Below are 26,518 nucleotides of genomic sequence, written 5' to 3'. Positions count from 1 at the left end.
TAGCCAAATTGCGCCATCGACCGAACAATCGGTTGGTGAGGCGCCTCACACCCGTGGCCGCGCCCCTCCCCCAGCCCACCCGCTGGGCGGTACCCCAGCCCGCTTCCCATGAGGAGGTGTACGCCGCCATGACGGTCCAAGAGCTGCCCGGCGCAGGTGCGTCCCACCGGTCGACCCCGCCGCCCGCCTGGAGGCCCCGTACGGACGCCGCTCCGCTGCTCCCGGACCCCGAGCCGTACCGGGTGCTGGGCACCCCGGCCGCGGAGAAGCTCGACGCCGACCTGATGCGCCGCTGCCACGCGGAACTGGTCCGCGGCCGCCGCTACAACGCGCAGGCCACCGCGCTGACCCGGCAGGGCCGGCTCGCCGTCTACCCCTCCACCGTCGGCCAGGAGGCCTGCGAGATCGCGGCCGCCCTGGTCCTCCAGGAGCAGGACTGGCTCTTCCCGAGCTACCGCGACACCCTGGCGGCCGTGGCGCGCGGCCTGGACCCCGTCCAGGCGCTGACCCTGCTGCGCGGCGACTGGCACACCGGCTACGACCCGCGCGAGCACCGCATCGCCCCCCTCAGCACCCCGCTCGCCACCCAGCTCCCGCACGCGGTCGGCCTGGCCCACGCGGCCCGGCTGCGCGGCGACGACGTGGTGGCGCTCGCCATGGTCGGCGACGGCGGCACCAGCGAGGGCGACTTCCACGAGGCCCTGAACTTCGCGGCCGTCTGGAAGGCCCCGGTGGTCTTCCTCGTCCAGAACAACGGCTTCGCGATCTCCGTCCCGCTGTCCAAGCAGACGGCCGCCCCGACCCTGGCGCACAAGGCCGTCGGCTACGGCATGCCCGGCCGCCTGGTCGACGGCAACGACATCGCCGCCGTCCACGAGGTGCTGTCCGAGGCCGTCCGGCGGGCCCGCTCGGGCGGCGGCCCGACCCTGGTCGAGGCCGTCACCTACCGCATCGAAGCCCACACGAACGCCGACGACGCGACCCGCTACCGCGGGGACGCCGAGGTCGAGGCATGGAAGGCGCACGACCCCGTGGCACTGCTGGAGCGCGAGCTGACCGCCCGCGGGATCCTGGACGAGCAGGCCGTCCAGGCGGCCAGGGACGCCGCCGAGGAGATGGCGGCCGACCTGCGCGAGCGGATGAACGCCGACCCGGTCCTGAACCCGATGGACATCTTCGCGCACGTCTACGCGGAGCAGACCGGCCGGCTGCGCGAGCAGGCGGACATGCTGCGCGCCGAGCTCGACGCGGAGGAGCAGTCGTGACGACGGTGGCGGCGAAGCCCGCGACGATGGCGCAGGCCCTGAACCGGGCCATGCGCGACGCGATGGCCGCGGATCCGGCGGTGCACGTGATGGGCGAGGACGTCGGCACCCTCGGCGGCGTCTTCCGCATCACCGACGGGCTCGCCAAGGAGTTCGGGGAGGACCGCTGCACGGACACCCCGCTCGCCGAGGCCGGCATCCTGGGCACGGCGGTCGGCATGGCCATGTACGGCCTGCGGCCGGTCGTGGAGATGCAGTTCGACGCGTTCGCCTACCCGGCGTTCGAGCAGCTCGTCTCGCACGTGGCGCGGATGCGCAACCGCACCCGCGGCGCGATGCCCCTGCCGATCACCATCCGCGTGCCCTACGGCGGCGGCATCGGCGGCGTCGAGCACCACAGCGACTCCTCCGAGGCCTACTACACGGCCACCCCCGGGCTGCACGTGGTGACCCCGGCGACCGTCGAGGACGCGTACGGGCTGCTGCGCGCGGCCATCGCCAGCGACGACCCGGTCGTCTTCATGGAGCCGAAGCGGCTCTACTGGTCGAAGGCCGACTGGAACCCCGAGGCCCCGGCCGGCGTGCCCGGCATCGGCAAGGCGCTCGTCCGCCGCGCCGGCACCGGCGCCACCCTGATCACGTACGGGCCGTCGCTGCCGGTGTGCCTGGAGGCGGCCGAGGCGGCGCGCGAGGAGGGCTGGGACCTGGAGGTCCTCGACCTGCGCTCGCTGGTTCCGTTCGACGAGGAGGCGGTCGTCGCCTCGGTGCGCCGCACCGGGCGCGCCGTGGTGGTCCACGAGGCGAACGGCTTCGGCGGCCCCGGTGCGGAGATCGCCGCCCGCATCCAGGAGAAGTGCTTCCACCACCTGGAGGCGCCGGTGCTGCGTGTGACGGGCTTCGACATCCCGTACCCGCCGCCGATGCTGGAGAAGCACCACCTGCCCGGTGTGGACCGGATCCTGGACACCGTGGCCCGCCTCCAGTGGGAGGACTGATGGCGCAGGTGATGGAGTTCAAGCTCCCCGACCTCGGGGAGGGACTGACCGAGGCCGAGATCGTCCGCTGGCTGGTCGCGGTCGGCGACGTCGTCGCCGTCGACCAGCCCGTGGTCGAGGTCGAGACGGCCAAGGCGATGGTGGAAGTGCCGTGCCCTTACGGCGGTGTCGTCACCGCCCGCTTCGGGGAGGAGGGCACGGAACTCCCCGTCGGAGCACCGCTGATCACGGTGGCGGTGGGTGCGGGCGCGGGTGACGCGGCCGGCGCGGGCACGGTGCAGGAGCCGGAGGAGTCCGGTTCGGGCAACGTCCTGGTCGGCTACGGCACGGACCACTCGCGCACGGCGCGTCGGAGGCGGGTGCGACCCGCCTCCGCGGCTCCGGCCCCCGCTCCCGCCGCCCCCGCGGCCCCTCCGGCCCCAGCGGCCGCTCCGGCCGCGCCTGCCGTCCGGCCCGCCGGGCCGGTGCCCGTCATCTCGCCGCTGGTGCGCAAGCTGGCCCGCGACAACGGGATCGACCTGCGGGTCCTGACCGGGTCCGGGCCCGAAGGCCTGATCCTGCGCGCGGACGTCGAGGCGGCGCTCCGGGCGCCGGCCGCCGTCTCCGCCGCACCCGCCGTTGCTCCGGCGACCGCCGCCGCGGCGCCGGCCGGCGCCGAGCGGATCCCGCTCAAGGGGCTGCGCGGCGCGGTCGCCGACAAGCTCTCGCGCAGCCGGCGCGAGATCCCCGACGCGACCTGCTGGGTCGACGCCGACGCGACCGAGCTGATGGCGGCGCGCGCGGCGATGAACGCCGCGGGCGGCCCGAAGGTCTCGGTGCTGGCCCTGCTGGCCCGGATCTGCACGGCGGCGCTGGCCCGCCACCCGGAGCTCAACTCCACGGTCGACCTCGCGGCGAACGAAATCGTCCGCCTGCCCTCCGTGCACCTGGGCTTCGCCGCCCAGACGGAGCGCGGCCTGGTCGTCCCGGTCGTCCGCGACGCCCACGAGCGCAGCGCGGAGTCGCTGACGGCGGAGTTCGCGCGGCTGACCGAGCTGGCGCGCACCGGGAAGCTCGCCCCGTCCGACCTGACGGGCGGCACCTTCACCCTGAACAACTACGGGGTGTTCGGGGTGGACGGCTCGACGCCGATCATCAACCACCCGGAGGCCGCGATGCTCGGGGTCGGCCGGATCACCCCGAAGCCGTGGGTGCACCGGGGCGAGCTCGCCGTCCGCCAGGTCGTGCAGCTGTCCTTCACCTTCGACCACCGGGTGTGCGACGGCGGCACGGCGGGCGGCTTCCTCCGGTACGTCGCCGACTGCGTGGAGAACCCGGCGGTGCTGCTGCGCACCCTGTAGGCCCGCCCGCGGGCGGGGCGGCCGGTCCGGGCGGGGGTCAGACCGCCCGGACCGGCGCGCTGCCGCGCCCTGCCCCCGGCCCCCGCGGTGCGCGGCGGGCTCAGACGGCCAGCAGCACCTTGCCGACGTGGGCGCCGGACTCCACCAGCCGGTGGGCCTCGGCGGCCTCGCGCATCGGCAGCACGGTGTGGACGACGGGCCGGACGCGGCCGGCCGCCACCAGCGGCCACACGTGCTCCCGTACGGCCGCGACGATCGCGGCCTTCTCCTCCCGGGGCCGCGCCCGCAGCGTCGTCCCGGCGACCGCGGCCCGCTTGGCGAGCAGTGCGCCGAGGTTCAGCTCGGCCTTCACACCGCCCTGGAGGCCGATCACGACGAGCCGCCCGTTCACGGCGAGGGCGTCGACGTTCCGTGCGAGGTACTTGGCGCCGATGATGTCCAGGATGACGTCGGCCCCGGCGCCGCCGGTCGCGGCCTTCACCTCCGCCGCGAAGTCCTGCGTCCGGTAGTCGATCAGGATGTCGGCGCCGAGCTCCCTGCAGCGGGCGAGCTTCTCGGGGCCGCCCGCGGTGACCGCCACCGTTGCCCCGGCCGCCTTCGCCAGCTGGACGGCCATGGTGCCGATGCCGCTCGCACCGCCGTGCACCAGCACGGTCTCGCCGGGGCGCAGGTGGGCGACCATGAAGAGATTCGACCAGACGGTGCAGGCGGCCTCGGGCAGGGCCGCGGCCGTCGCCAGGTCGGTGCCCGCGGGGACGGGCAGCAGCTGGCCGGCGGGGACGGCGACCCGCTCCGCGTAGCCGCCGCCGCTGAGCAGGGCGCACACCTCGTCCCCGACGGCCCAGCCGGACACGCCGGGCCCGACGGCGGCGATCCGCCCCGAGCACTCCAGGCCGGGGTGGGGGGAGGCGCCGGGCGGCGGGTCGTAGAAGCCCTGCCGCTGGAGGAGGTCGGCGCGGTTCACCGCGCTCGCGGCGACGTCGACGAGGACCTCTCCCTCGCCCGCCACCGGGTCGGGTGCCCGGTCCCAGACGAGGGCCTCGGGACCGCCGGGCTGCTCGATCGTGATCGCATGCATGGCCCGGAGCGTACGCCAGCCCCGCCCCGGGCCGGTCCGTGCAGCGGTGTGCTCAGCCGGTCGGGCCGAGGTTGATCGGGGGCTGGGCCGGCGGGGCGGCGCGCACGATGGTGATCAGACGGTCGGTCAGCTGGAGAGGACTGGCGTGCGGGTCGGTGTACGGCAGCAGCCGGTGCCCGCGCAGTACGCTGACGACCAGGTCCTCGGTCTCCCGGACCCCCTTGCCGACCTCGGACTTCTTCACGGGCCGCTCCACGATGTCGAGGCCGCTGCCCTGCTGGATGAGGTCCTCCATCACCTCGCCGGAGCTGGGGCTCAGCACCGACAGCCCGAGGAGCCGCCCGGCCGCGCTCGCGCTGGTGATGACCGCGTCGGCGCCCGACTGCCGCAGCAGCGGCGCGTTCTCCTCCTCGCGGACCGCGGCGACGATCTTCGCGCCGCGGTTCATCTGCCGGGCCGTCAGGGTCACGAGGACCGCGGTGTCGTCGCGCTGGGTGGCGATGATGACCTGGCGCGCCTTCTGGAGTTCCGCGCGCAGCAGGACGTCGGAGCGGGTCGCGTCGCCCACGACGCCGGTGAGGCCCTCGGAGTTGGCGATCTCGATGACCTTGGAGCTGGGGTCGACGATGACGACCTGCTCCTTCTGGAGTCCCGTGGCCAGCAGTGTCTGGAGGGCCGAGCGGCCCTTGGTGCCGAAGCCGACCACGACCGTGTGCTCGCGCAAGTTTTTCCTCCAGCGGCTCAGCCGCCACTCTTCCCTGGTGCGCTCCGTGAGCACTTCCAGGGTGGTACCCACCAGGATGATCAGGAAGAGCACGCGCAGCGGCGTGATCAGCAGGATGTTGATCAGGCGGGCGCTGTCGCTGTACGGCACGATGTCGCCGTAGCCCGTCGTCGACAGGGTCACCGTCGCGTAGTAGAAGCAGTCGAGCAGGTCGACCGTCTCGTTCGCGTTGTCGTGGTAGCCGTCCCGGTCGAGCCAGACGATCAGCACCGTCAGGAGCAGGACGAACAGCGCCATCAGCAGCCGCTTGGCGACCTGCCGGAGCGGCTTCTCCACCACCCTGCGCGGCAGTTTGATGCGGCGTGAGACGAGCTGTTCGTCCGCCGCCCGCGCCATGGCGTCATGGCCGTGCAGTTTCACGTGAAACATCCTCCCGAGACCCACGGCAGGTCGAGGATCTCCAGGTCCTGTCCCGACCGCGCACCGTGCGGCGGTACGACGGCCAGCGCGTCGGCCGCCGCGATGCCGCGCAGCATCGCGGGCCCGTTGTAGCGCAGCGGTACGGCGTGCTCGTCGGTCAGCCGGACCGGGACGAGCCGGGTGTCGTACGGGTGCCCCGGCACGTCGCCCTGGACGGGGGCCCCGTAGCGGGGCCGCAGGCGGCGGCCCGCCAGGGCGCGCAGCAGCGGCTCGGCGAGGGTCAGCAGGCCGGAGACGGCGGCGAGCGGGTTGCCGGGCAGGCCGACCACGTGCCGGCCGTCGGCGGGGGCGCCGATACGGGCCAGCAGCATGGGGTGCCCGGGGCGTACGGCCACCCCGTCGACGAGCAGCTCGGCGCCGGCCCGGCGCAGGACCGGGTGGACGTGGTCGACGGGGCCGGAGGCGGTGCCGCCGGTGGTGATGACGACGTCGGCCCCCGAGCCGGTGACCGCCTCCAGCAGCGCCTCGGCGCCGGCGGCGTCGTCCCCGATCCGGCGGGTGGCGGTGACCTCGGCGCCGAGCCGCTCCAGCCAGGGGCCGAGCATGGGGCCGAGGGCGTCGCGGATCAGGCCGTCGTGCGGGCGGCCCTCGGTGAGCAGCTCGTCGCCGAGGACCAGCACCTCGACGCGGGGCCGGGGGCGGGTGGCGAGCTCGTCGTACCCGGCGGCCGCGGCGAGTCCCAGGACGGCGGGGGTGACCAGGGAGCCGGCGGGCAGCAGCAGGTCGCCGGAGCGGCACTCCTGGCCGCGGGGGCGGATGTCCTGGCCGGTGGTGACGGGCCGGTCGGCGTAGAGCTGCCCGCCGGCCTCGCGGGAGTGCTCGCTGCGGAGGACGGCGGTGGTCTCGGCGGGGATCCGGGCGCCGGTGGCGATCCGCACGGCCTCGCCGTCGGCGAGGGGCTCGGGCCGCCCGGAGCCGGCGAGCACGCCGCCGTCGGCGCGGACGGTCCAGGGGCCCGGTCCGGCGACGGCCCATCCGTCCATGGCGGAGGTGTCGAAGGACGGCAGATCGGTGAGGGCGTCCAGGGGCGCGGAGAGGACCTCGCCGAGGGCGTCGGCGAGGGGGACGCGGCGGGTGCGCGGCCGGACGCCGGCGCCGGCGCGGGCGGCGGCGTCACGGGCCTGCGGCCAGGCCGCGGCCCGGTGCCCGCCGCCCCCGGAGCCGCCCGATCCGGCGGGGCCGCTCCCGCCCGATCCGGCGGGGGCGGGGTTGACCAGGGCGAGCGCCTCGTCGAGGGCCCGCATGGCGTGGTCGGCGTCCGTGGGGGTCATTGCGGTGCCGCCCCGTTCTCCCCGGCCCCGGCCTCGGCGGCCCACTGCTGCGCGAGCGCGGCGGCCTTGTGGACAGCCTCGGCCAGGGCGGCGGCCGGGTCGGCCCCCGCGGCCTCGGCGCGCGCCGCCGCGTAGCCGACGAGGAAGGTCGTCAGGGGGGCGGCGGGCCGGGCGACGCCGTGGGCGGCGTCCCGGGCGAGGTCGAGCAGGGCCTTGGTGTCGACGTCGATGTCGATGCCGAGCTCGGCCTTGGCGGCGGTGATCCATTGGTCCAGCACGTTCCCATGCTCCCTGATCGTGGCGCGGGCCGATGCGAGATCGTCCCAGGTGTCGCAGTCGAACGAGGCGAGTGGCCCAGTATCCGTCACGTGGGCCAGAACCAGTTCGGCGGTCAGCGCCCGCAGCGGCAGACCGGTGAGGGTTCCGTGCTCGGCGGCCAGCAGGGCGATCTCGCGGCGCAGCGGCTCGGCCCGGTAGGCGGCGACGAGCGGCTGGTCCCGCCCGGCGCTGTCGCGCAGCAGGGCGCCCTCCGCATCCCCGGTCGGGGCGAGGCGGCCGAGGAGGGCGCGGACCGTGCCGCGGTCGAGGAAGGGCAGGTCGGCGGAGAGGACGAGGACCGTGTCGGCGGTGGTGTGCCGCAGCCCCGCGTCGAGCGCGGCGACGGGGCCCGCGCCGGGCGGGCTCTCCAGGGTCCAGGAGACGGGCCGGGCCGTGGGCCGGCGCCCGCCGACCACCACGGTGGCCGCGGCGTCGGGGCAGGCGTCGAGGACGCGGTCGAGCAGCGTGCGGCCGCCCACCCGCAGACCAGGCTTGTCCGCTCCGCCGAGGCGCCGCGCGGCGCCGCCGGCGAGGACGATCGCGTCGTAGCTCATGCCCACGAGTATGCGCGGACCATGTTCCGCGACGGGAGCCGCACTTGCCGGACCCTCTGATCTCCCCTGCCGACGGGGCTCCCGCCCGCCCCGGCCGCCCGCCCCGGCCGCCCGCCCCGGACACGCGCCCCGGCCGCCCGCCCCGGACACGCGCCCGCGCCGGGCGGGATGCCGGCGGACGGGCCGGCACCGCCCGGCGCGGGCCGGTACGGCAGGGACGGCCGGGGCGGCGGCGCCGCCCGGCTACAGGTAGGGGCCGGAGCGGATCGCGCCGTGCGGCCCGTCGCCCTCGTCGTCGTGCTGGCCGCCGGGCGGCAGCGCGCGGCGCATCTGCTCCAACTGGGCCCGCGCGGCCATCTGCTGTGCGAACAGGGCGGTCTGGATGCCGTGGAACAGGCCTTCCAGCCAGCCCACCAACTGTGCCTGAGCAATCCGCAGTTCCGCCTCGGAGGGCACGGTCTCCTCGGTGAACGGCAGGGAGAGGCGCTCCAGTTCCTCGACGAGCTCCGGAGCCAGGCCGTCCTCCAGCTCCTTCACCGACGCCGCATGGATGTCCTTCAGACGGACCCGGCTGGCCTCGTCCAGAGGTGCTGCGCGCACTTCTTCCAGAAGTTGCTTGATCATGCTGCCGATGCGCATGACCTTGGCGGGCTGTTCGACCATCTCCGTCACCGGGACCTCGCGCGACTCGTCATCGGCGCCGCCGACCGCCATCCCGTCCTGTCCCACGATCAGGACGTGCGGGGGACTGTCCTGCGACCGTTCACTCCTCGGCATCTCCATGCCGGCCATTGTCTCGCACACGTGCGTACGCACACGGTGTGCCCCCGTACGGGCGTGATCCACCCTGTACGGGGGCACCGGCCGTGCGGCACGGGCCGGTCGGGCTCAGCCGGCGGCGCGCCGGGCGATCCCGCTCGCGGACCGGGTCACCGCGGCGGCGAGCAGGGCCGCGCCCAGCGGGACCAGGACGAGGAGCGCCGCGAAGGTGTCCCACGGCAGCACGATCGGCACGAACGGCACCTCCTCCCCGATCCCGGACGCCTTCGCCATGTCGGCGATCTCGCGCCGCTGTGCGAGCCGCAGCGCGACCGCGGGGAGGATGCCGGAGGCGGTGCCCAGGGCGACGCCCATGAGGGCCACCACGCCGCACTGGAAGCCGCTGAGGGTGCGCCGCACCCGCGGGGGTGCGCCGACCGCGGCGAGGGTCTTCAGGTCGGCTTCGGCGTCGGTCTGCGCGAGGCCGGTCGCGATGCCCGCGGCGCCGATGGTGACGAGGGCGGCGAAGACGGTCAGCGCGAGCATGGCCGTGGTGTCCTCGGGCTCGAAGCCGGACTCGATGGCCACGGGCGCCTCCACGCCGATCCGGTCGATCTCGGCGGCCAGCTGCTGGCGCTGCCGCTCGGTCGGCGGTCCCTCCAGCGTGAAGTAGGAAGCGAACGGCTGGGCGGTGAGCCCGGCGGCCTGCGCGGCGGAGGGCGGCAGGACCACGGAGATGCCGTAGCCGTTGGTGCCCTTGGGCGCCTGGTGCACGGCGAACACCTTGTCCTCGCCGGGCGGCTCGCCCGGTCCCGCGAACGTGCGTTCCGCCTCGGAGGTGATGAGCCGGACGGTGGCCTTGCCGTCCTTGACGTCGCGCGGGTCCAGGGAGACGGCCTTGCCGGACTTCAGCGCGGCGACGGTGCCCGGGTCGGTCACGGCGAGCGCGGTGAGCAGCTTCTCGTCGGCGACGACCAGCTCGTACATCGAGCTGTGCTGTGAGACGGTGCAACGCCAGTCCCGGCGCAGCCTCCTGACCTCCGCGGCGGTGAACTCGGGGGCCCCGTCCTCCCAGAGCGGGCAGCGCTGGTCCTTCGGCCGGACGATCTGGGCCCGGCCGCAGTCGCCCGGTCCCGTCACCCGCTCGCAGCCGGGCTTGCCGACCTGGACATGGGCGACGTCCGCCCGTACGGAGACGGGCAGTTCCCGGCTCACGGCCTGGCGGACGGCCCCCATGGACTTCTGGTGCCCGGACTCGTGCAGTTCCACCTTGCCGGAGCCGGCAGGCAGTTGGGCGACGTACTCGGCGCGCTGCTGCGCCTCGCTGCTCTGCTGGTACGTGGCCAGCGCGACGGTGCCGGCGACGGCGGCGAGGACGGCCGCCACGGCGGGCGCGGTGCGGCCCCGGTTGCGCACGGCGTCGCGCAGGGCGAGCCGCGGCGAGAGCGGCAGCCAGCGCCCCGCCCGGCCGAACAGCCCGACGAGGACGGGGGTGAGGGCGACGACGCCCAGTTCGGCGAGCGCGCTTCCGCCGGCGACGACGGTGGCGCCCGCGTCGGCGGTCGCGCCGTAGAGGGCGATGGCCGCGCCGAGGGCGACGGCCGCGAGCCCGGCGAAGGGCAGGACGCGGTTGGCCCGGCGGATGCCGCGCCGCCCGGTCAGCGAGGACAGCACGGTCTCCCGGGAGGCGGTGATCGCGGGGACCACGGCCGCGAGCAGGCCGGTGAGGACGGCGAGCAGGGCGATGCCGAGGAGTTCCAGGGGCCGGAGGTCGAAGCTGCCGAAGCGGACGCCGATGCGCTCCTCCAGGAGGGGCTGCAGCGCCAGGGTGAGGAGGATGCCGGCCGCGGTGCCGACGACGGCGGCCGCGGCGCCGATGACGAGGCCCCCGGAGAGGACGATGGCCCGGATGTGGCGCCGGTCGCCGCCGTTGGCGCCGACGAGGCCGAGCTGGCGGCGCGAGCGGCGGGCGCCGACCGCGAAGGCGGGGCCGGCGAGCAGGCAGATCTCCAGCATGGCGAGGCCGACGACGGTGGCGAGGATGGCCGTCTCGCTGGCCGGCAGCGATGCGAAGTCGCGCTCGCCCGTGCTGTCCATCAGCGCGTACAGGGGGACGTCGGACCGCGCGGGCGGGTCGAGGGCGACGGCCCGGGAGCGGACCAGGACGCCCTTGGTGTTGGCCTCCTTGACCATGTTCCACGTGAAACCACCCGGCCCGGTCTTCACCAGGTAGGCGTCGTCGGCGACCACCCCGGGCACCCCGGCGGCCCGCAGCTCCTTGTCGAGCGGGGTGAGCAGGGTGCCGGGCGGGGCGGTGATCTCGATCTTGTGCAGGTCGGAGGGGAGCTCGTACGCGCCGACGATCCGGTACCACGTGGCGGAGCCGCGCGGGGTGAACTGCGAGCCCACGAAGAGCCCGGAGGCCTCCAGGAAGGCGTTGGTGGCGACGACCTCCCCGGCCTCCTCGGGTGCCCGCCCGCGGTCCATGACGATCATGCCCTTGACCAGGGGGCTGGCCGTGTCGACCTCGCGCAGCTCGGTCTGCAGCAGCCCGTACCGGCTCCGGATCTTGGTGTGGCCGGTGCTGACCTTCAGGGCCTCGGATCCGGCCGGCACCGCGGACCTCGCGTGGTCCGCCCCGGGCTCGGGGGACTGCTGGAACGCGTGGTCGGAGACGGCCGTGTAGCCGCCTCCGTCGGGCCGCTGGTAGATGGGGCCGCCGATGCCGGAGGAGGTCAGCAGGGCGTCGGCGGCGCCGATCTTGCGGCTGACCTCCTCGGCGGGCGAGAGTTCCGAGCTGCGCAGGGTGACGTCCGCGGCGCTGACACCGATGATCGGCAGGGCGATCATCGCGAGGACGAGGAAGCTGCGGCCCTTGGCGCGCCAGGCGTCGCGCCGGGCTATGCGGAGGGCCGCGACCCAGGAGTGGTACGCCTTCACCGGCCGCCCGCCTGACCCGGCAGCAGCGATTCGGCGTGGCTGCGCAGTGTGGAGTCGACGACGCTGCCGTCGCGCAGGAAGACCACGCGGTCGGCCCAGGCGGCGAACCGCGGTTCGTGGGTGACGAGGATGCCGGCGGCGCCCGCGTCGCAGCGGGACCGGAGCAGGGCGAGGACGGATTCGCCGGTCTCGGAGTCGAGGGCGCCGGTGGGCTCGTCGGCGAGGACCAGGCGGCGGTCGCCGACCAGGGCGCGGGCGATGGCCACGCGCTGCTGCTGGCCGCCGGACATCTCGTCCGGGAACCGGTCGGCGGTCGCGCGCAGCCCCATCTCGTCGAGTGCGGCCAGGGCGCTGGTGCGGGCCCTGCGGGCCGGGACCCCGTCGAGTTCGAGGGGCAGGGCGATGTTCTCGGCGGCGGTGAGGGCCGGGATGAGGTTGTAGTCCTGGAAGACGTAGCCGATGCTGCGGCGGCGCAGGGCGGCGAGTTGGCTGCGGCTCGCGGTGGTGATGTCGGTGCCCTCGACGAGGACGCGTCCGCTGGTCGGCATGTCGAGGCCGCCGGCGAGGGTGAGCAGCGTGGACTTGCCGGAGCCGGAGGGCCCCATGACCGCGACGAGTTCGCCGGGGTAGACGGACAGGTCGACGCCGCGCAGGGCGTGCACCTCGGTGGCGCCGGTGCCGTGCGTGCGGCCCAGGTCCTGGAGCTGGAGTACGGGTCGTTCGGTGTGCGGGTGCGGGTGCGGGTGCGGGTGCGGGTCGGGCATGGTCCCCCCTGGGACGGTGGCGGCGTCAGCGCTGCGGGGCGTGGGACGCGCGGGGTTTCGGGGTGGTGGCGGGGTCGGCGGCCTGCGGCGGGTCCCCGTCGGCTCTCCGGTCGGCCGTCAGGGAGAGCCGTACGAGCCGGGATTCGCTGTGGTCCAGCCAGCGGGCCTCCGCCTCGGTCTGGAAGATGAGCTGTTCGAGCACCAGCAGCCAGGCCACGTCGTCGCGTTCGCGGGCCGCGCCCGACTCCAGGGCGGCCAGGGCCTGCGCCTTGAGGCGGGTGTAGTCCTGCATCGCCTTGACCGTGGCGTGCCGCTGGGCCTGGATGACCGCGCGGATGTCCACGCCGGGGGAGCCGACCGCCATGGCGAGCTTGATGGCGAGCTCGTCGCGGGGCGGGCTGGTGCGGTCGACGGGGCGCTCGTACCAGAGGCGCAGCTCGGCGCGGCCCGCCTCGGTGATGGCGTACAGGGTGTGGCCGGCGGGGTCTTCGCCGCCGGGGGCGACGAGGCCGTCGCGCTCCAGGCGGGCGAGGGTCGTGTACACCTGCCCGACGTTGAGGGGCCAGGTGGAGCCGGTGCGGGATTCGAACTCGGTACGCAGCTGGGAGCCGTACCGGGGTCCGTCATCCAGCAGGGCGAGTAGTCCGTGGCGGATCGACATACTCAGTATGTATACCGAGTATGTCGTGCGCCGCAACCATCGTCCGGCGTAGTCCCCGAGGGGGAGGCGGGCTCCGGCGCGGCACCCGCGGCGGGTTCACTGCCCGCGTCGCAGCCGCGCCCCGAGGCAGCCGAGGCCGATGCCCATCAGGGCGAATCCGGTGCCGAGCGGCAGGAGGTGGGCGGCCAGGTCGGCGGCGCGCTCGTTCGGGCCGGTGCCGAGTGCCGTGACCGGCGCGGGCGGGACGGGCGCGTCGGGCGGGACGGGTGCGTTGGGTGCGTCGGGCGCGTCCGGCGGGCGGGCCGGGGGGTGCGGGACGGGCCGCGCGGGCGCGGGCGGCAGGGGGCGGGAGGCCGGTACGGTCCGCGGGTTCGGCGGCTCGGCCGCGGGGCGCCCGGGCCGCTGCCGGCCCGCCCCGGCGGGGGTGCCGGCCAGCTGGGCGCGCATGCCGGCGTCCTCGCCGCTGCGGTCGCCGCCGGGCTCGCGCCCGCTCCGCTCGGCCGGCTCATCCCGGTCGACCGGCTCGCGGCGGGCCTCCGGCTCCGCCGGGAGGCTCTCCGGTCCGGGGCGGCCGTCCTCCCGGTCCTCCAGGCCCTCCCGGTCCTCCGTGCCTTCCAGGTTCTCCCAGCCCTCCGGATCGCCCCGGCCCCCGCGCGCGTCCCGCCGGTCCCCGGCGCCGGCCTCAGGGGCGCCGTCCGCGCCGTCAGCCTTCGGGCCGGCGCCCTCCCCGGGGTCCTGCCGCACCGCGGCGGAGGCCGGCTCCGCCGCCTCCGCGCCCGGGGCGGCAGGGAGAGCGCAGACGGCGGCCGCGGCGGCCAGGACCGCCCCGGCCGCCCAGTGCGATGCGCGGCGTCGGTGCACGGCGAGCGCCTCCCGTCCGCATGGGTCCCCCCGGGACGGAGCCCGGGAGGAGGCCGAGATGTCCCGCCCAGAGTCACATGGTGGTACAAAAGCGGCATCCCGGGCGCCCCACACGGGTGGCCCGGGATGCCGGTGTCGTCACAACGGCCCCGTACGGGCCCGTCAGGCCTCCGCCGGAGGCGCTACTGCGGGTCGCCGGTGGAGACGACCAGCGTGAACTCGGTCCCCTCCTTGTCGACCTTGCCGCCCGCCTCGGGCAGCTGCTGGAGGACGGTGTCCTCGCCGTAGACCGCCTCGTCGCGCTTCTCGATCTTGTACTTCCAGCCCGCCGCCTGGATGCACTCCTTCACCGAGAGCAGGTGCTTGTACCGGAAGTCCGGCGCGATCACCTTCGTCGCGTCGCTGTAGTGCTTGGTGGGCTCCTTGCACTTCTGCGGGTCGATCGTGCGCGTCGTGTCCGGGCCCTTGTGCCCGGCCTTGGCGGAGCCGGAGGGGCTGGCCTGGCCGCCCGCCGTCTGGCCGGTCGCCTGGTCGTCCTTGCCGCCCTGCTCGCCGTTGCCGGAGATCGCGTAGACCAGCCCGCCCACCGCGAGCAGCGCCACGGTGATCGCGCCCACGACGACCGGCATGTTCTTCCGGCCGCCCGCCCCGGACGCGGCCGGGGCGACCTGCCCGGAGCCGGCGAACGGCGGAGGCGTCTGCGGCGCATAGCCCTGGGCCGTCTGCGGCTGCGGCGGGTAGGCGTAGCCGCCCTGGCCCATCGCCGCAGGCGGCGGCGTCGGCGCGTACGGGGCGGGCGCCGGGGTCGGCGCGTACGGCTGCTGCACCGCGTGCCCGGGCGGTCCCTGGAGGCCCGGGTCGAGCGGCGGGAACACGGTCGAGCCGACGCCCGCGCCGCTGCCGCCCGTGTGGGCGCCGGGGACGATGGCCGGGGCGCCGGTCTGCCCGGCCGCCAGGACGCGCGCGATCTCGTCGCGCATCGCGGCGGCGGTGGGGAAGCGCTCGTTCGGGTTCTTCTTCAGGGCCCGCGCCACGAGCGCGTCCATCGCCGGGCTGACGGACCGGTTGACGGAGGACGGCGCGACCGGCTCCTCCTGTACGTGCGCGTACGCGATCGCCAGCGGCGAGTCGGCGTCGAACGGCAGCCGCCCCGTCAGCAGCTGGAAGAGCATGATGCCGACCGAGTACAGGTCGGAGCGGGCGTCGACGCCGCGGCCCAGCGCCTGCTCCGGCGACAGGTACTGCGGGGTGCCGACGACCATGCCGGTCTGCGTCATCGACGTGACGCCCGACTGCATGGCGCGGGCGATGCCGAAGTCCATCACCTTGACCACGCCGCGCTTGGTCATCATGACGTTGCCGGGCTTGATGTCGCGGTGGACCAGGCCCATCTCGTGGCTGGTCTCCAGCGCGGCCAGCACGTCGGCCGTCACCTTCAGCGCCTTGTCGGCGGGCATCGCCCCGTACTGGCGGATGTCCTCCTCCAGCACGGAGCCCAGCGGACGGCCCTCCACGTACTCCATGACGATGTACGGCATGACGGCCGCGTCGGCCCGGCCGTCGGGGAAGACGACCTCGCCCTCGCCCGTGTCGAAGACCGAGACGATGTTGGTGTGCGACAGTTTCGCAACAGCCTGCGCCTCACGCCGGAACCGCTCGCGGAACGACTGCTCGCGGCCCAGGTCGCTGTGCAGCGTCTTGATGGCCACCTGCCGGTCCAGCGCCGAGTCGTACGCCAGGTAGACGGACGCCATGCCGCCCGCGCCGAGCAAATCCCTTAGCTGGTAACGGCCACCGGCCAGAGATCCGCCCGCGTACCGGGCCTGATTGCCGTCCTGGCTCATGACTGTTGCTTCCCCTCGGGGTGTGTCCTGACGCGTCTGGCTGAGCGCATGTCGGGCCCAGTCTGCCGGAGGGCAAGCACACGTCAAGCCAGGTGCCCGTTCCGTGACCGCGGGGCAACGGCGTGCCATTGTCCGAACGGCGACGTGTGCGGAGGCTGTAGCGTTCATCGGAGCACCGTAAAAAGGACCTACCGCTGAGCGCGGCGGCCGAGAGAGACGACGGCGAGGACTCATGGCACCCGAACCCGAGGAACGCGGCGCCGGGATGGCAGATGGTCCTGAGCACTGGGGCGCCGGCGGCCTGGTCGGCGACGGCCGCTACCGGCTGACGCACCGCCTGGGCCGCGGCGGCATGGCGGAGGTGTTCGCCGCCGAGGACGTCCGGCTCGGCCGGACCGTCGCGGTGAAGCTGCTGCGGGCCGACCTCGCGGAGGACCCGGTCTCCAAGGCCCGCTTCACGCGCGAGGCGCAGTCCGTCGCCGGACTCAACCACCACGCCGTCGTCGCCGTGTACGACTCCGGCGAGGACAAGGTCGGCGCCAACACGGTGCCGTACATCGTCATGGAGCTGGTCGAGGGCCGCACCATCCGCGACCTCCTCCTCAGCAGCGCCGAGCCGCCCGGCCCCGAGCAGGCCCTCATCATCGTCTCCGGAGTGCTGGAGGCGCTGGCCTACTCGCACCAGCACGGCATCGTGCACCGCGACATCAAGCCCGCCAACGTCATCATCACCGGCGCCGGCGCCGTCAAGGTGATGGACTTCGGCATCGCCCGCGCCCTGCACGGCGCCCAGTCGACGATGACGCAGACCGGCATGGTCATGGGCACCCCGCAGTACCTGTCGCCGGAGCAGGCCCTCGGCAAGGCCGTCGACCACCGCTCCGACCTCTACGCCACCGGCTGCCTCCTCTACGAACTGCTCGCGCTGCGGCCTCCCTTCACGGGCGAGACGCCCCTGTCGGTGGTCTACCAGCACGTCCAGGACGCGCCGGTGCCGCCCTCGCAGCTGCCGGACGGCCCCGACATCCCGCAGGAGCTCGACGGGCTCGTCATGCGCGCCCTCGCCAAGGACCCGGACGACCGGTTCCAGAGCGCCGAGGAGATGCGCGGACTCGTCCAGTACGCCCTCCAGATGCTCCAGGACCAGGGGTCGGGCTCGGGCACCTGGAACACCGGCCCGGTCACCATGGCCCTGCCCCACGGCCGGGGCGGCGCCGCGCCGACCACCGCGATGCCCGTCGCCCAGGGCGGCGCGCAGGGCTACCCCGCGCACGCCACCACCTCGCAGTTCCAGCAGCCGATGGTGCCGCCGCTGAACCCGGATGACGGCGCGGCCTTCCCCGGCGGGTACGACGCCCACGGCCGCGGCCACGGCGGCCAGGGCGCGGGCGGCGGCCGCGACGGGTACGACGGCTACGACCGGTACGACGACCGCGGCGGCGGCCGCTGGAAGCTGTGGCTGTTCGCGGTCCTCGCCATCGTCGCCATCGCCGGCGGCGTCGCGTACGCCGTCAAGTCCGTCGGCCAGCAGGGCAGCGGGGACGGCGGCAAGCCGGCGACCGTGCAGAGCTCCTCCGGCGGCGCGCAGAACAGCCCGTCGTCCTCGCAGGACACCCCCTCGGCGGACACCTCGGGCAACTCCCGCCCCTCGGAGGACTTCTCGCCGCCGCCGAGCCGCACGCGGAACTCGCCGAGCCCCTCCTTCTCGCAGTCGGCGTCGTCCAGCCCGTCGCCCTCCGCGTCGAAGTCCGCCTCGTCCTCGCCGTCGCCCTCGAAGGCGTCGCCGTCGTCCAAGCCCCCGTCGGTACCGGTGGAATCGCCGAAGCCGCAGCTGGAGGACGCGGGCTGAACACCCGCCGGCCCGCACGCAAAGCAGGCCCGGAAACGGTTTGAATAGTTCCGTTTCCGGGCCGGCAGGCCCGCCCATTGCGCCGTTCCGGTGATTACCGGTCGGGAACTTCTCAGGCGCGGCGCTCGGCCTTGAGCCGCGCCACGTATGCGGCGGCCTGCGACCGGCGCTCCATGCCGAGCTTCGACAGCAGCCCGGACACGTAGTTTTTGATCGTCTTCTCGGCGAGGTGCAGCCGCTCGCCGATGGCCCGGTTGGTCAGGCCCTCGCCGATCAGGTCGAGGATCCTGCGCTCCTGCCCGGTCAGGCTCGCCAGCCGGTCCTCGCCCCGGCCGCCCCCGCCGTCCCGCAGCCGCTCCAGCACCCGCGCCGTCGCCACCGGGTCGAGCAGCGACCGGCCCGCCGCCACGTCCCGCACGGCGCCCAGCAGCTCACTGCCGCGGATGGCCTTCAGGACGTACCCCGAGGCACCGGCCATGATCGCGTCGAAGAGGGCCTCGTCGTCGGCGAAGGACGTCAGCATCAGGCACTTCACGTGCTCGTCCCGCGAGCGGACCTCGCGGCAGACCTCCACCCCGCTGCCGTCGGGCAGGCGCACGTCGAGGACGGCCACGTCCGGGCGGGTGGCGGGGATGCGCACGAGGGCATCGGCTGCGCTGCCGGCCTCTCCGACGATCTCGATGTCCTCCTCGCCCGACAGGAGCTCGTGCACTCCGCGCCGTACCACTTCGTGGTCGTCCAGGAGGAATACCTTGATTTTTCCGTCTTCGCGCACGAACTCAGTTTCACACACTCACCCCTTCCCCCAGGTCGTTACCCGGGATAACGTGCCGTTGTTCCGGCCCCCTGCAAGGCTGTGACCAGTGGTTGTTCCCGCGACCCCGGATTTACTTGGAAATCCAAGCAAAAACGCAGGTCAGCGGGGTTTCGCAGTTATGCGGCGCACTGGGTAACGTGCATTGCGCAGGGCAGTCGCCGGGGCACCTGTCACGCTCGGATCCCGTACACGACGCGCACCCACCCCGTGCGCGGACACGGAGCCGGGTGAGCCGCACTGGACCCCGGAGAACCCGGGAGCCGGACCGACGGAGGAGCAACACGTGACCGTGGAGAGCACTGCCGCGCGCAAGCCGCGACGCAGCAGCGGCACCAAGCGGGCGGCAGGCGCCGCGAGCGCCGCCAAGGCCCCCGCAGCCAAGGCCGCCGCCACCCCGCAGAACACCGAGCCGCAGCTCGTACAGCTGCTGACGCCCGAGGGCGAGCGCATCGGCGCGGCGGAGAACCCCGACAACGCGGAGTTCGCGGCCTTCGTCGAGGACATCACCACCGAGGACCTGCGCGGGCTCTACCGCGACATGGTCCTCACCCGCCGCTTCGACGGCGAGGCCACCGCCCTGCAGCGCCAGGGCGAGCTGGGCCTGTGGGCCTCGCTGCTCGGCCAGGAGGCCGCCCAGATCGGCTCCGGCCGCGCCCTGCGCGACGACGACTACGTCTTCCCGACCTACCGCGAGCACGGGGTGGCATGGTGCCGCGGGGTCGACCCGACGAACCTCCTCGGCATGTTCCGCGGCGTGAACCACGGCGGCTGGGACCCCAACGGCAACAACTTCCACCTGTACACGATCGTCATCGGCTCCCAGACGCTCCACGCGACCGGGTACGCGATGGGCGTGGCCAAGGACGGCGCCGACTCCGCGGTCATCGCCTACTTCGGCGACGGCGCGTCCAGCCAGGGCGACGTCGCCGAGGCCTTCACCTTCTCGGCCGTCTACAACGCCCCCGTGGTGTTCTTCTGCCAGAACAACCAGTGGGCGATCTCCGAGCCGACCGAGCGCCAGATGCGCGTGCCGCTCTACCGCCGCGCCGAGGGCTTCGGCTTCCCCGGCGTCCGCGTCGACGGCAACGACGTCCTCGCCTGCCTCGCGGTCACCCGCTGGGCCCTGGACCGCGCCCGCCGCGGCGAGGGCCCGACGCTCGTCGAGGCGTACACCTACCGCATGGGCGCCCACACCACCTCCGACGACCCGACGCGCTACCGGCGCGACGAGGAGCGGCAGGCCTGGGAGGCCAAGGACCCGATCCTGCGCCTGAAGGCCCACCTCCTCGCCTCCGGAGGCGCCGACGAGGCGTTCTTCGAGGAGCTGGAGACCGAGAGCGAGGCCCTGGGCAAGCGCGTCCGCGAGGTGGTGCGCGCCATGCCCGACCCCGACACCATGGCGATCTTCGAGAACGTCTACGCGGACGGGCACGCGCTCGTCGACGAGGAGCGCGCCCAGTTCGCCGCCTACCTCGCGTCCTTCGAGGAGGGTCACTGATGGCTGTCGAGAAGATGTCGGTCGCGAAGGCGCTCAACGAGTCGCTGCGCAAGGCCCTGGAGACGGACCCGAAGGTCCTGATCATGGGCGAGGACGTCGGCAAGCTGGGCGGCGTCTTCCGGATCACCGACGGGCTCCAGAAGGACTTCGGCGAGGACCGGGTCATCGACACCCCGCTCGCCGAGTCCGGCATCGTCGGCACGGCGATCGGCCTCGCCCTGCGCGGCTACCGCCCGGTCGTCGAGATCCAGTTCGACGGGTTCGTCTTCCCCGCGTACGACCAGATCGTCACGCAGCTCGCCAAGATGCACGCCCGCGCGCTCGGCAAGGTCAAGCTGCCCGTCGTCGTCCGCATCCCGTACGGCGGCGCGATCGGCGCCGTCGAGCACCACTCGGAGTCCCCCGAGGCGCTCTTCGCGCACGTCGCGGGCCTGAAGGTGGTGTCCCCGTCGAACGCGAGCGACGCCTACTGGATGCTCCAGCAGGCCATCCTCAGCGACGACCCGGTGATCTTCTTCGAGCCGAAGCGCCGCTACTGGGACAAGGGCGAGGTCGACACCGAGGCCATCCCGGACTCCCTGCACACCGCGCGCACCGCCCGCGAGGGCGCCGACATCACGCTGGCCGCCTACGGCCCGATGGTGAAGCTCTGCCTGGAGGCGGCCGCCGCCGCGGCCGAGGAGGGCAAGTCGGTGGAGGTCGTCGACCTGCGCTCGATGTCCCCGATCGACTTCGACGGGCTGCAGGCCTCCGTCGAGAAGACCCGCCGGCTCGTGGTCGTCCACGAGGCGCCGGTGTTCCTCGGCGTCGGCTCGGAGATCGCCGCCCGCATCACCGAACGCTGCTTCTACCACCTGGAGGCGCCGGTGCTGCGCGTGGGCGGCTTCCACGCCCCGTACCCGCCGGCCCGCCTGGAGGAGGAGTACCTGCCCGGCCTGGACAGGGTGCTCGACGCCGTCGACCGCTCGCTGGCGTACTGAGGAGAGCCCCCGTGACCATCCGCGAATTCAAGATGCCCGACGTGGGCGAGGGCCTCACCGAGGCCGAGATCCTCAAGTGGTACGTCCAGCCCGGTGACACCGTCACCGACGGCCAGGTCGTCTGCGAGGTCGAGACGGCGAAGGCGGCCGTCGAGCTGCCGATCCCGTTCGACGGCACCGTGCACGCGCTCCTCTTCGAGGAGGGCACCACGGTCGACGTCGGCCAGGTCATCATCTCGGTGCAGACCGGCCCGGGCGGCGAGCCCGAGACGGCCGCCCCGGCCGCGCAGGCCCCGGCCGCCGCGCCGGAGGCCGCCGAGGAGCCGGCGCCCGAGGGCCGCCAGCCCGTCCTCGTCGGCTACGGCGTCTCCCAGTCCTCCACCAAGCGCCGCCCGCGCAAGGCCGTCCCGGCCGCGCAGAACGGCACCGCCGCGCCGGCCGCCGCCGTCCCGGCCCCGGCGCCGGCCCCCGCGCCTGCGCTCAACGGCAGCGGGCACGCGGGCGGCGGCGACCGGCCGCTGGCCAAGCCGCCCGTCCGCAAGCTCGCCAAGGACCTCGGGATCGACCTCGCCTCCGTGGTGCCCACCGGCGAGGGCGGCGTCGTGACCCGCGAGGACGTGCACGCCGCCGCCGCGGCCGCACTCGCCCCGCAGGCCCCCGCCGCCGCCCCCGCCGCCGCGCCTGCTCCGGCGGCCGTGCCCGCCCAGGCCGCCCCGGCGGCCGAGCCGGGCGCCCGGGAGACCCGTATCCCGGTCAAGGGCGTCCGCAAGGTCACCGCCCAGGCCATGGTCGGCTCCGCCTTCACCGCGCCGCACGTCACCGAGTTCATCACCTTCGACGTGACCCGCACGATGAAGCTGGTCCAGGAGCTCAAGGCCGACCCGGACCTGGCGGGGCTGCGCATCAACCCGCTGCTGCTCATCGCCAAGGCGGTGCTGATCGCCGTACGCCGCAACCCGGACGTCAACGCGTCCTGGGACGAGGCGGCCCAGGAGATCGTGCTCAAGCACTACGTCAACCTGGGCATCGCGGCGGCCACCCCGCGCGGCCTGATCGTCCCCAACATCAAGGACGCGCACACCAAGACGCTGCCGGAGCTCTCCGAGGCCCTGTCCGCGCTGGTCGCCACGGCCCGCGACGGCAAGACCTCCCCGGCGGACATGCAGGGCGGCACCCTCACCATCACCAACGTCGGCGTCTTCGGCGTCGACACCGGCACGCCCCTCCTGAACCCCGGCGAGTCCGCGATCCTCGCGGTCGGCGCGATCAAGCTCCAGCCGTGGGTCCACAAGGGCAAGGTGAAGCCGCGCCACGTCACGACGCTGGCGCTGTCCTTCGACCACCGCCTGATCGACGGCGAGCTCGGCTCGAAGTTCCTGGCGGACATCGCGGCCGTGCTGGAGCAGCCGCGCCGCCTGGTCACCTGGTCGTAGCGCACGCACCGCACCGGCCTGCGGCCGGCTCCCCGCGCGGGGAGCCGGCCGCTTCCGCGTTCCGCCCGTCCGCCGGGGCGCACGGCCGGACGGGTGACGGGGTAGCCTCCCCGCCGTGAGAGGAGGACCGGTGCCCATCGCCGCGTTGCAGGTGTACTCCGTCGAGGAGGCTGACGGCTCGGGAGGGGTGTGCCGCGTGCGCTGCATCGGCGGCGCCGCCCGCACCGGCCAGGTGTACGCCGCCGGCGACGCCCGGCTCGGACTGCGCTGGATCGAGCGGCAGGGCCGCCGGGAGTCCTCGCTCGGCGCAGGCCGGGCGGCCCGCGTGCACCTCGCCGGCCCCGCGGCCGCCCTGCTCGCCGGCGGCCAGGTGCTGACCGCCGTACCGCCCGGCGGGCACGCGCTGGAGGAGCTGGAGGCCTGGCTGGCCACGGAGCCGCCGCTCGGCGACGAACCCCACCCGATGACGCTGAGCAGCCTGGCCGCCGCCGGGATGCAGGACGAGGCGCTGCCCGACGCGCGTCGGCTGCGCTGGGGCCGGGTGGCGCTGGCCGCGGTCGAGCGCCGGGCCGACTGGGCGGGGCTGCACGCGCTGGACCGTGCCGCCGACAGGGCGGGCGTACGGGCGTACCTGATCCGGGAGTTCGGGCCCGGCCGGGGCGGGGACCCGGCCGCGCTGTGCCGGGAGCTGCTGGCCCTGATCGACCTGGCGCCCGCGGAGGCGGTTGCGCAGGCCCGGGTCTGGCGGGAGCTGCCCCGGCGGCGCATCCGGCACCTGCGGCGGGTCAAGGTGCTGCTGGATCGGATGGCCTCGGTGGGCCCGCAGCTGGCCGAGTCGGACGACCCGGTCGTGCAGGCCGTCGGGGAGTGGGCGGGGGTACGGGCCCTGCTGCCCTGAGCGCCGCGCCCGGCCCGTCCGCGGCGGCCCCGACCGCGCCGCCGCCGGCCGCCGCCCCGGCACACGTACGACATCTGCCGGGAGCAGGACGGCACGCTCCACGGCGTGTGGGTGTCGGCGCCGACCGGCCGCATGCAGGAGGCCCGCGCCGTCTTCGACACGGCGGTGGACTCCTACCTCCCGGCCGGCGGCTGACCGGGCCCGGCAGGGGCGTTCGCGCGGTTGCCCGGCGCTGCCCGCGGCCGGACACTGGTGGTATCGGCGTGCCCCGCTCCCGGATGCGGTTCCGGGCGGAGGCGACGCCCCCTCTCCCGCCGCTGCCCCCGCCGGCTCCTGCCGTCCCGCGCAGGGCCGTGTCCGCCGCGCAGCCCCTCCGCGTCGAGCGCCGAACGGCCGCGGCCGTCCGGTGCGCTGCCGACCGACCGACCGCCGGTCCTCCCGCCCAGGAGGTGTCCCATGAGCAGCACCTGCCGACTCAACTGCATCATGCCCCCGTACATCCTCGAAAAGCTGCTGGAGAGCGGGGACGGCGCTGCGCGCCGGGCCGCCCTGAGCACGATGCTGACCACTGCCCGCCTGGCGGGCGAGCGGACGGTGTGGGCGGAGATGGCCGGCGCGGCTGCGGCCCCGGCCGCCGGCCGGCGGACCGTCTTCGACGCCGGGCACGGGAGCTTCCTGCCGCTCGCCGAGGTGGCCAGGACGGAGGACGGGCCCGAGTCCGCCGACGACTCCGTCAACCAGGTCTTCGACAACTTCGGCCTGACACGCGACTTCCTGAAGGAGGTCCTCCAGCGCAACTCCCTCGACGGCCGGGGCATGCGCCTGGACGGGTACGTCCACTTCGCCACCGGTTTCAACAACGCGTTCTGGGACGGGCGGCGGATGGTGTTCGGCGACGGGGACGGCCGCCTGTTCACCGACCTCGCCGGATCCCGCAGCGTCGCCGTCCACGAGCTGGGGCACGGCGTCACCGAGCACACCTCGGGGTTCGAGTACCACAACCAGTCCGGGGCGCTGAACGAGTCGATGTCGGACGTCATGGCGGCGATGGTCGTCCAGTGGGCGCTGAAGCAGCCCGCCGAGGAGGCCGACTGGCTGATCGGGGCGGAGGTCTTCACCCCGGAGATCGAGGCCGACGCGCTGCGGTCGATGAAGGCGCCGGGGACGGCCTTCCACAACGCGCTGTTCGGACGGGACCCGCAGCCGGACCGGATGAGCAGGTTCGTCCACCTGCCCGACACGGAGGAGGGGGACTGGGGCGGGGTGCACTTCAACTCCGGCATCCCGAACAAGGCGTTCTACCTGGCAGCCACGGGGATCGGCGGGTTCTCCTGGGAGGCCGCCGGGTCCATCTGGTACGAGGCGCTGCGGGCGTCCGCCCGGGACGCCGGCTTCCAGGACTTCGCGGACACGACCTTCCGGAAGGCCGGGGAGCTGTTCGGCGCGGACAGCGCCGAGCAGACGGCCGTGCTCGCGGCGTGGCAGGAGGTGGAGGTCGGGATCCGGGGCGTCCCGCCGGGGATCGCGCGGAGCCGGGCGCACGGCCCGGCCGGCGCGGGCCGGCAGGACGGCCTGGCGGCGCTGAGCCGGCAGGTCGGCGAGCTGAACGCCGCGGTGAAGGCGCTGGCCAAGGACGTGGCCGCGCTGAAGGCGGCCCGATGAGGGTGAGCCTGGCGGTACACGGCGGGCTGGCGGCCACGACGCACCGCGGCCCGCCCGAGGTGGTCGACACGGCCGACCTGCCCGCCGCCGAGGCGGCGGAGCTGGCCCGGCTGGTGGCGGCGCTCACCCCGCCGCCCGGGACGGACGGGCCCGGCCGCGCCAGGGACGCGGCGGGCTACACGATCACGGTCGAGGACGGCGGCCCCCCGACGGCCTTCACCGGGTCGGACGCCGCCATGTCCCCCTCCTTCGCCGCCCTGCTGGCCTGGCTCCGCGACCACTTCGCCCGCCGGGCGACGCCCTAGTTCCAGGGGATGTTCAGCCAGGGGCTCCCCGGGTCGGTGGTGAGCGCCTCGTGGGTGGCGGCCATGCCGGTGTACCAGTGCCCGTACTCCTCCTCGTCGAACTGGAGGCAGCGGCCGAGGATGAAGCCGGCGGAGAGGTCCTCCCAGGAGCGGTACGCCAGCCGGCACATCCGCCCGGCCCGGACCACGAGGGCCTCGGCCTCCTCGACGGTTCCGAAGCGGGCGCCGACGCCCCAGCGGGCCATCTGGGAGGCCCGGCCGTAGTCCCAGGCCTCGACGGAGCGGACCCAGCGGCCCTCGCCGAGGATCCCGTCGGCGCGGAAGCGCTGCTCGTAGCGGGCGATCCGGCCGATGACGCGCTGCACGCCCGCGACCTCGCCCTCGATCTCCGCGGTGGAGCGCGGCCGGGACACGGTCACGCCGTCCGGGGTGAGGCGGGGCTCGGCGGCGCGCTCGGCGTTGGCCCGCAGGGTGGCCTCGGTGGCGTGCCGCCAGTGCTCGATGTCGACGGGGCCGGCGAACTCGCGGGCTAGCGCGGTGCGGACGCGCAGCGCGAACTCCCACACCGAGCTGACCATGTCGGCGGCCAGCAGCTGCTCCACCGTGGACAGCCACTCCTCGCGGGTGGCGACCCCCCACCACTCGCGGAGCTTCTCGCGCTCCCTCAGGTAGCCGGCGCCGTGGTAGCCGAGGGCGTTCCAGAACTGCCCGTTGTGGACGGACAGGTGGGCCCCGCAGGCCAGCCCGAACGCGACGGGCCCGTGCAGCGGGCCCCCGACGTGCAGGGCGTGCACCGCGTCCTGCTCCAGGCCGTACCGGTCGGCGCGCTCCCAGTGGCCCTTCCACACCTCGCGGTCGGCGGGCGAGGCCGGCAGGAAGGCCTCGCAGGGCGTGCCGGGGTTCACGGCGAGGTACGGGGGGTCGCCGGGGTCGATGCGGTGCGCGAACCAGCTGAGGCTGTGGCGGGAGAACACGTGGTCGGGGGTGGGCGGGGGCAGCATGCCGGCGGTGTAGGCGACGAAGCACTGGGCGCGCGCCTGCGGGAACCAGACGGGCTGCATCCACACGGCGCGCGGGTTGGCGTCCTGGAACCGCCGGTCCTGCGGGACGAACAACTCGGCGCGGGCCAGCGCATCGAAGTAGCCGCCCCAGTCCCCCGCCGCCTTGGCCCCGTACAGCTCTCGTTCTATGGCGCTCGGCGCGATCCAGTTGCCCATGCGTC

At 74.7% G+C, this 26,518-nt stretch carries 22 protein-coding genes; 10 read left to right on the top strand and 12 right to left on the bottom strand.

Features of this window, described 5'->3' with window-relative positions:
• Nucleotides 1-128 precede the first annotated feature (128 nt).
• Genes pdhA (MUK52_RS15860) through MUK52_RS15850 form a run of 3 tightly spaced genes read left to right on the top strand, consistent with a single transcriptional unit; the run spans nt 129 to nt 3,600 of the window.
• Nucleotides 129-1,265 carry a pyruvate dehydrogenase (acetyl-transferring) E1 component subunit alpha gene (gene pdhA, locus MUK52_RS15860; protein WP_114053299.1) on the top strand — a complete coding sequence of 379 codons (1,137 nt, stop codon included), beginning with the start codon at nt 129-131 and terminating at the stop codon, nt 1,263-1,265.
• Nucleotides 1,266-1,291: 26 nt separating this feature from the next.
• On the top strand, nt 1,292-2,260 hold the full coding sequence (locus MUK52_RS15855) for an alpha-ketoacid dehydrogenase subunit beta (RefSeq protein ID WP_284581716.1): 969 nt from the start codon (nt 1,292-1,294) through the stop codon (nt 2,258-2,260).
• Nucleotides 2,260-3,600, top strand: a complete 1,341-nt coding sequence (locus tag MUK52_RS15850) for a dihydrolipoamide acetyltransferase family protein (RefSeq protein ID WP_284577245.1) — start codon at nt 2,260-2,262, stop codon at nt 3,598-3,600. Before MUK52_RS15855 ends, MUK52_RS15850 begins: the two co-directional genes overlap by 1 nt.
• A 100-nt stretch (nt 3,601-3,700) precedes the next feature.
• On the opposite strand, the gene MUK52_RS15845 is transcribed toward MUK52_RS15850, so the two are convergent.
• From MUK52_RS15845 to MUK52_RS15800, 10 genes are all read right to left on the bottom strand, one after another.
• A complete protein-coding gene (locus tag MUK52_RS15845) occupies nt 3,701-4,678 on the bottom strand; it encodes an NAD(P)H-quinone oxidoreductase (protein WP_114053302.1) in 978 nt (325 codons plus the stop codon).
• Between the two features lie 52 nt (nt 4,679-4,730).
• The gene (locus tag MUK52_RS15840; protein WP_114053303.1) at nt 4,731-5,831 is read right to left on the bottom strand and encodes a potassium channel family protein; all 1,101 of its coding nucleotides are present in this window, start codon (nt 5,829-5,831) and stop codon (nt 4,731-4,733) included.
• Complete coding sequence (locus tag MUK52_RS15835; RefSeq protein ID WP_502963574.1) at nt 5,819-7,153, bottom strand: molybdopterin molybdotransferase MoeA; 1,335 nt, start codon at nt 7,151-7,153, stop codon at nt 5,819-5,821. The genes MUK52_RS15840 and MUK52_RS15835 overlap by 13 nt, the downstream gene beginning before the upstream one ends.
• Nucleotides 7,150-8,025 carry an NTP transferase domain-containing protein gene (locus MUK52_RS15830; protein ID WP_284577238.1) on the bottom strand — a complete coding sequence of 292 codons (876 nt, stop codon included), beginning with the start codon at nt 8,023-8,025 and terminating at the stop codon, nt 7,150-7,152. Before MUK52_RS15830 ends, MUK52_RS15835 begins: the two co-directional genes overlap by 4 nt.
• A gap of 243 nt (nt 8,026-8,268) precedes the next feature.
• On the bottom strand, nt 8,269-8,808 hold the full coding sequence (locus MUK52_RS15825; RefSeq protein WP_284577235.1) for a bacterial proteasome activator family protein: 540 nt from the start codon (nt 8,806-8,808) through the stop codon (nt 8,269-8,271).
• A gap of 105 nt (nt 8,809-8,913) precedes the next feature.
• Entirely contained in the window at nt 8,914-11,634 is a 2,721-nt protein-coding gene (locus MUK52_RS15820) for an FtsX-like permease family protein (RefSeq protein WP_114058358.1), read from the bottom strand.
• A gap of 86 nt (nt 11,635-11,720) precedes the next feature.
• Nucleotides 11,721-12,488 carry an ABC transporter ATP-binding protein gene (locus MUK52_RS15815; protein WP_284577232.1) on the bottom strand — a complete coding sequence of 256 codons (768 nt, stop codon included), beginning with the start codon at nt 12,486-12,488 and terminating at the stop codon, nt 11,721-11,723.
• A 25-nt stretch (nt 12,489-12,513) separates the two neighbouring features.
• On the bottom strand, nt 12,514-13,149 hold the full coding sequence (locus tag MUK52_RS15810; protein ID WP_284577230.1) for a PadR family transcriptional regulator: 636 nt from the start codon (nt 13,147-13,149) through the stop codon (nt 12,514-12,516).
• Nucleotides 13,150-13,245: 96 nt separating this feature from the next.
• Nucleotides 13,246-14,010: a hypothetical protein gene (locus MUK52_RS15805; RefSeq protein ID WP_284577227.1), complete on the bottom strand. Its 765-nt coding sequence runs from the start codon at nt 14,008-14,010 to the stop codon at nt 13,246-13,248.
• 182 nt (nt 14,011-14,192) lie between these two features.
• The gene (locus MUK52_RS15800) at nt 14,193-15,854 is read right to left on the bottom strand and encodes a protein kinase domain-containing protein (RefSeq protein WP_114053309.1); all 1,662 of its coding nucleotides are present in this window, start codon (nt 15,852-15,854) and stop codon (nt 14,193-14,195) included.
• A gap of 232 nt (nt 15,855-16,086) precedes the next feature.
• Between MUK52_RS15800 and MUK52_RS15795 the strand changes: the two genes are divergently transcribed.
• Nucleotides 16,087-17,703, top strand: coding sequence for a protein kinase domain-containing protein (locus MUK52_RS15795; protein WP_284577225.1), 1,617 nt, complete (start codon nt 16,087-16,089; stop codon nt 17,701-17,703).
• Nucleotides 17,704-17,815: 112 nt separating this feature from the next.
• Here the strand turns inward: MUK52_RS15795 and MUK52_RS15790 are convergent, their stop codons facing one another.
• The gene (locus MUK52_RS15790) at nt 17,816-18,478 is read right to left on the bottom strand and encodes a response regulator (RefSeq protein ID WP_114053310.1); all 663 of its coding nucleotides are present in this window, start codon (nt 18,476-18,478) and stop codon (nt 17,816-17,818) included.
• Nucleotides 18,479-18,803: 325 nt separating this feature from the next.
• Between MUK52_RS15790 and pdhA (MUK52_RS15785) the strand changes: the two genes are divergently transcribed.
• The 6 genes from pdhA (MUK52_RS15785) (at nt 18,804) to MUK52_RS15760 (ending at nt 25,296) form a co-directional block, all read left to right on the top strand.
• Nucleotides 18,804-20,018 (top strand): pyruvate dehydrogenase (acetyl-transferring) E1 component subunit alpha, encoded by a 1,215-nt coding sequence (gene pdhA / locus MUK52_RS15785; RefSeq protein WP_114053311.1) that lies wholly within the window; start codon nt 18,804-18,806, stop codon nt 20,016-20,018.
• On the top strand, nt 20,018-20,998 hold the full coding sequence (locus tag MUK52_RS15780) for an alpha-ketoacid dehydrogenase subunit beta (RefSeq protein WP_284577222.1): 981 nt from the start codon (nt 20,018-20,020) through the stop codon (nt 20,996-20,998). The genes pdhA (MUK52_RS15785) and MUK52_RS15780 overlap by 1 nt, the downstream gene beginning before the upstream one ends.
• Before the next feature lie 32 nt (nt 20,999-21,030).
• Nucleotides 21,031-22,431, top strand: coding sequence for a dihydrolipoamide acetyltransferase family protein (locus MUK52_RS15775; RefSeq protein WP_284581714.1), 1,401 nt, complete (start codon nt 21,031-21,033; stop codon nt 22,429-22,431).
• 115 nt (nt 22,432-22,546) lie between these two features.
• On the top strand, nt 22,547-23,329 hold the full coding sequence (locus tag MUK52_RS15770) for a hypothetical protein (protein ID WP_284577220.1): 783 nt from the start codon (nt 22,547-22,549) through the stop codon (nt 23,327-23,329).
• Between the two features lie 456 nt (nt 23,330-23,785).
• A complete protein-coding gene (locus MUK52_RS15765; RefSeq protein ID WP_284577218.1) occupies nt 23,786-24,991 on the top strand; it encodes a M4 family metallopeptidase in 1,206 nt (401 codons plus the stop codon).
• The gene (locus MUK52_RS15760; protein ID WP_114053315.1) at nt 24,988-25,296 is read left to right on the top strand and encodes a protealysin inhibitor emfourin; all 309 of its coding nucleotides are present in this window, start codon (nt 24,988-24,990) and stop codon (nt 25,294-25,296) included. Before MUK52_RS15765 ends, MUK52_RS15760 begins: the two co-directional genes overlap by 4 nt.
• On the opposite strand, the gene MUK52_RS15755 is transcribed toward MUK52_RS15760, so the two are convergent.
• Nucleotides 25,293-26,513 (bottom strand): DUF1266 domain-containing protein, encoded by a 1,221-nt coding sequence (locus MUK52_RS15755; RefSeq protein WP_284577215.1) that lies wholly within the window; start codon nt 26,511-26,513, stop codon nt 25,293-25,295. The two genes, MUK52_RS15760 and MUK52_RS15755, sit on opposite strands and share 4 nt — an antisense overlap.
• Between the last annotated feature and the right edge of the window lie 5 nt (nt 26,514-26,518).

The organism is Streptomyces sp. 2P-4, assembly GCF_030167965.1.
In the GTDB taxonomy this organism is placed as follows: Bacteria; Actinomycetota; Actinomycetes; order Streptomycetales; family Streptomycetaceae; genus Streptomyces; species Streptomyces globosus_A.
Note: the sequence above shows the minus strand (reverse complement) of the source record. Positions and strands in the feature narration are given on the sequence as shown.

Coding starts and splice junctions, on each gene's coding strand:
- pdhA (WP_114053299.1), top strand. CDS start 129: ATGACGGTCCAAGAGCTGCCCGGCGCAGGTGCGTCCCACCGGTCGACC.
- MUK52_RS15855 (WP_284581716.1), top strand. CDS start 1,292: ATGGCGCAGGCCCTGAACCGGGCCATGCGCGACGCGATGGCCGCGGAT.
- MUK52_RS15850 (WP_284577245.1), top strand. CDS start 2,260: ATGGCGCAGGTGATGGAGTTCAAGCTCCCCGACCTCGGGGAGGGACTG.
- MUK52_RS15845 (WP_114053302.1), bottom strand. CDS start 4,678: ATGCATGCGATCACGATCGAGCAGCCCGGCGGTCCCGAGGCCCTCGTC.
- MUK52_RS15840 (WP_114053303.1), bottom strand. CDS start 5,831: ATGTTTCACGTGAAACTGCACGGCCATGACGCCATGGCGCGGGCGGCG.
- MUK52_RS15835 (WP_502963574.1), bottom strand. CDS start 7,153: ATGACCCCCACGGACGCCGACCACGCCATGCGGGCCCTCGACGAGGCG.
- MUK52_RS15830 (WP_284577238.1), bottom strand. CDS start 8,025: ATGAGCTACGACGCGATCGTCCTCGCCGGCGGCGCCGCGCGGCGCCTC.
- MUK52_RS15825 (WP_284577235.1), bottom strand. CDS start 8,808: ATGGAGATGCCGAGGAGTGAACGGTCGCAGGACAGTCCCCCGCACGTC.
- MUK52_RS15820 (WP_114058358.1), bottom strand. CDS start 11,634: ATGATCGCCCTGCCGATCATCGGTGTCAGCGCCGCGGACGTCACCCTG.
- MUK52_RS15815 (WP_284577232.1), bottom strand. CDS start 12,488: ATGCCCGACCCGCACCCGCACCCGCACCCGCACCCGCACACCGAACGA.
- MUK52_RS15810 (WP_284577230.1), bottom strand. CDS start 13,149: ATGTCGATCCGCCACGGACTACTCGCCCTGCTGGATGACGGACCCCGG.
- MUK52_RS15800 (WP_114053309.1), bottom strand. CDS start 15,854: ATGAGCCAGGACGGCAATCAGGCCCGGTACGCGGGCGGATCTCTGGCC.
- MUK52_RS15795 (WP_284577225.1), top strand. CDS start 16,087: ATGGCACCCGAACCCGAGGAACGCGGCGCCGGGATGGCAGATGGTCCT.
- MUK52_RS15780 (WP_284577222.1), top strand. CDS start 20,018: ATGGCTGTCGAGAAGATGTCGGTCGCGAAGGCGCTCAACGAGTCGCTG.
- MUK52_RS15775 (WP_284581714.1), top strand. CDS start 21,031: ATGCCCGACGTGGGCGAGGGCCTCACCGAGGCCGAGATCCTCAAGTGG.
- MUK52_RS15765 (WP_284577218.1), top strand. CDS start 23,786: ATGAGCAGCACCTGCCGACTCAACTGCATCATGCCCCCGTACATCCTC.
- MUK52_RS15760 (WP_114053315.1), top strand. CDS start 24,988: ATGAGGGTGAGCCTGGCGGTACACGGCGGGCTGGCGGCCACGACGCAC.
- MUK52_RS15755 (WP_284577215.1), bottom strand. CDS start 26,513: ATGGGCAACTGGATCGCGCCGAGCGCCATAGAACGAGAGCTGTACGGG.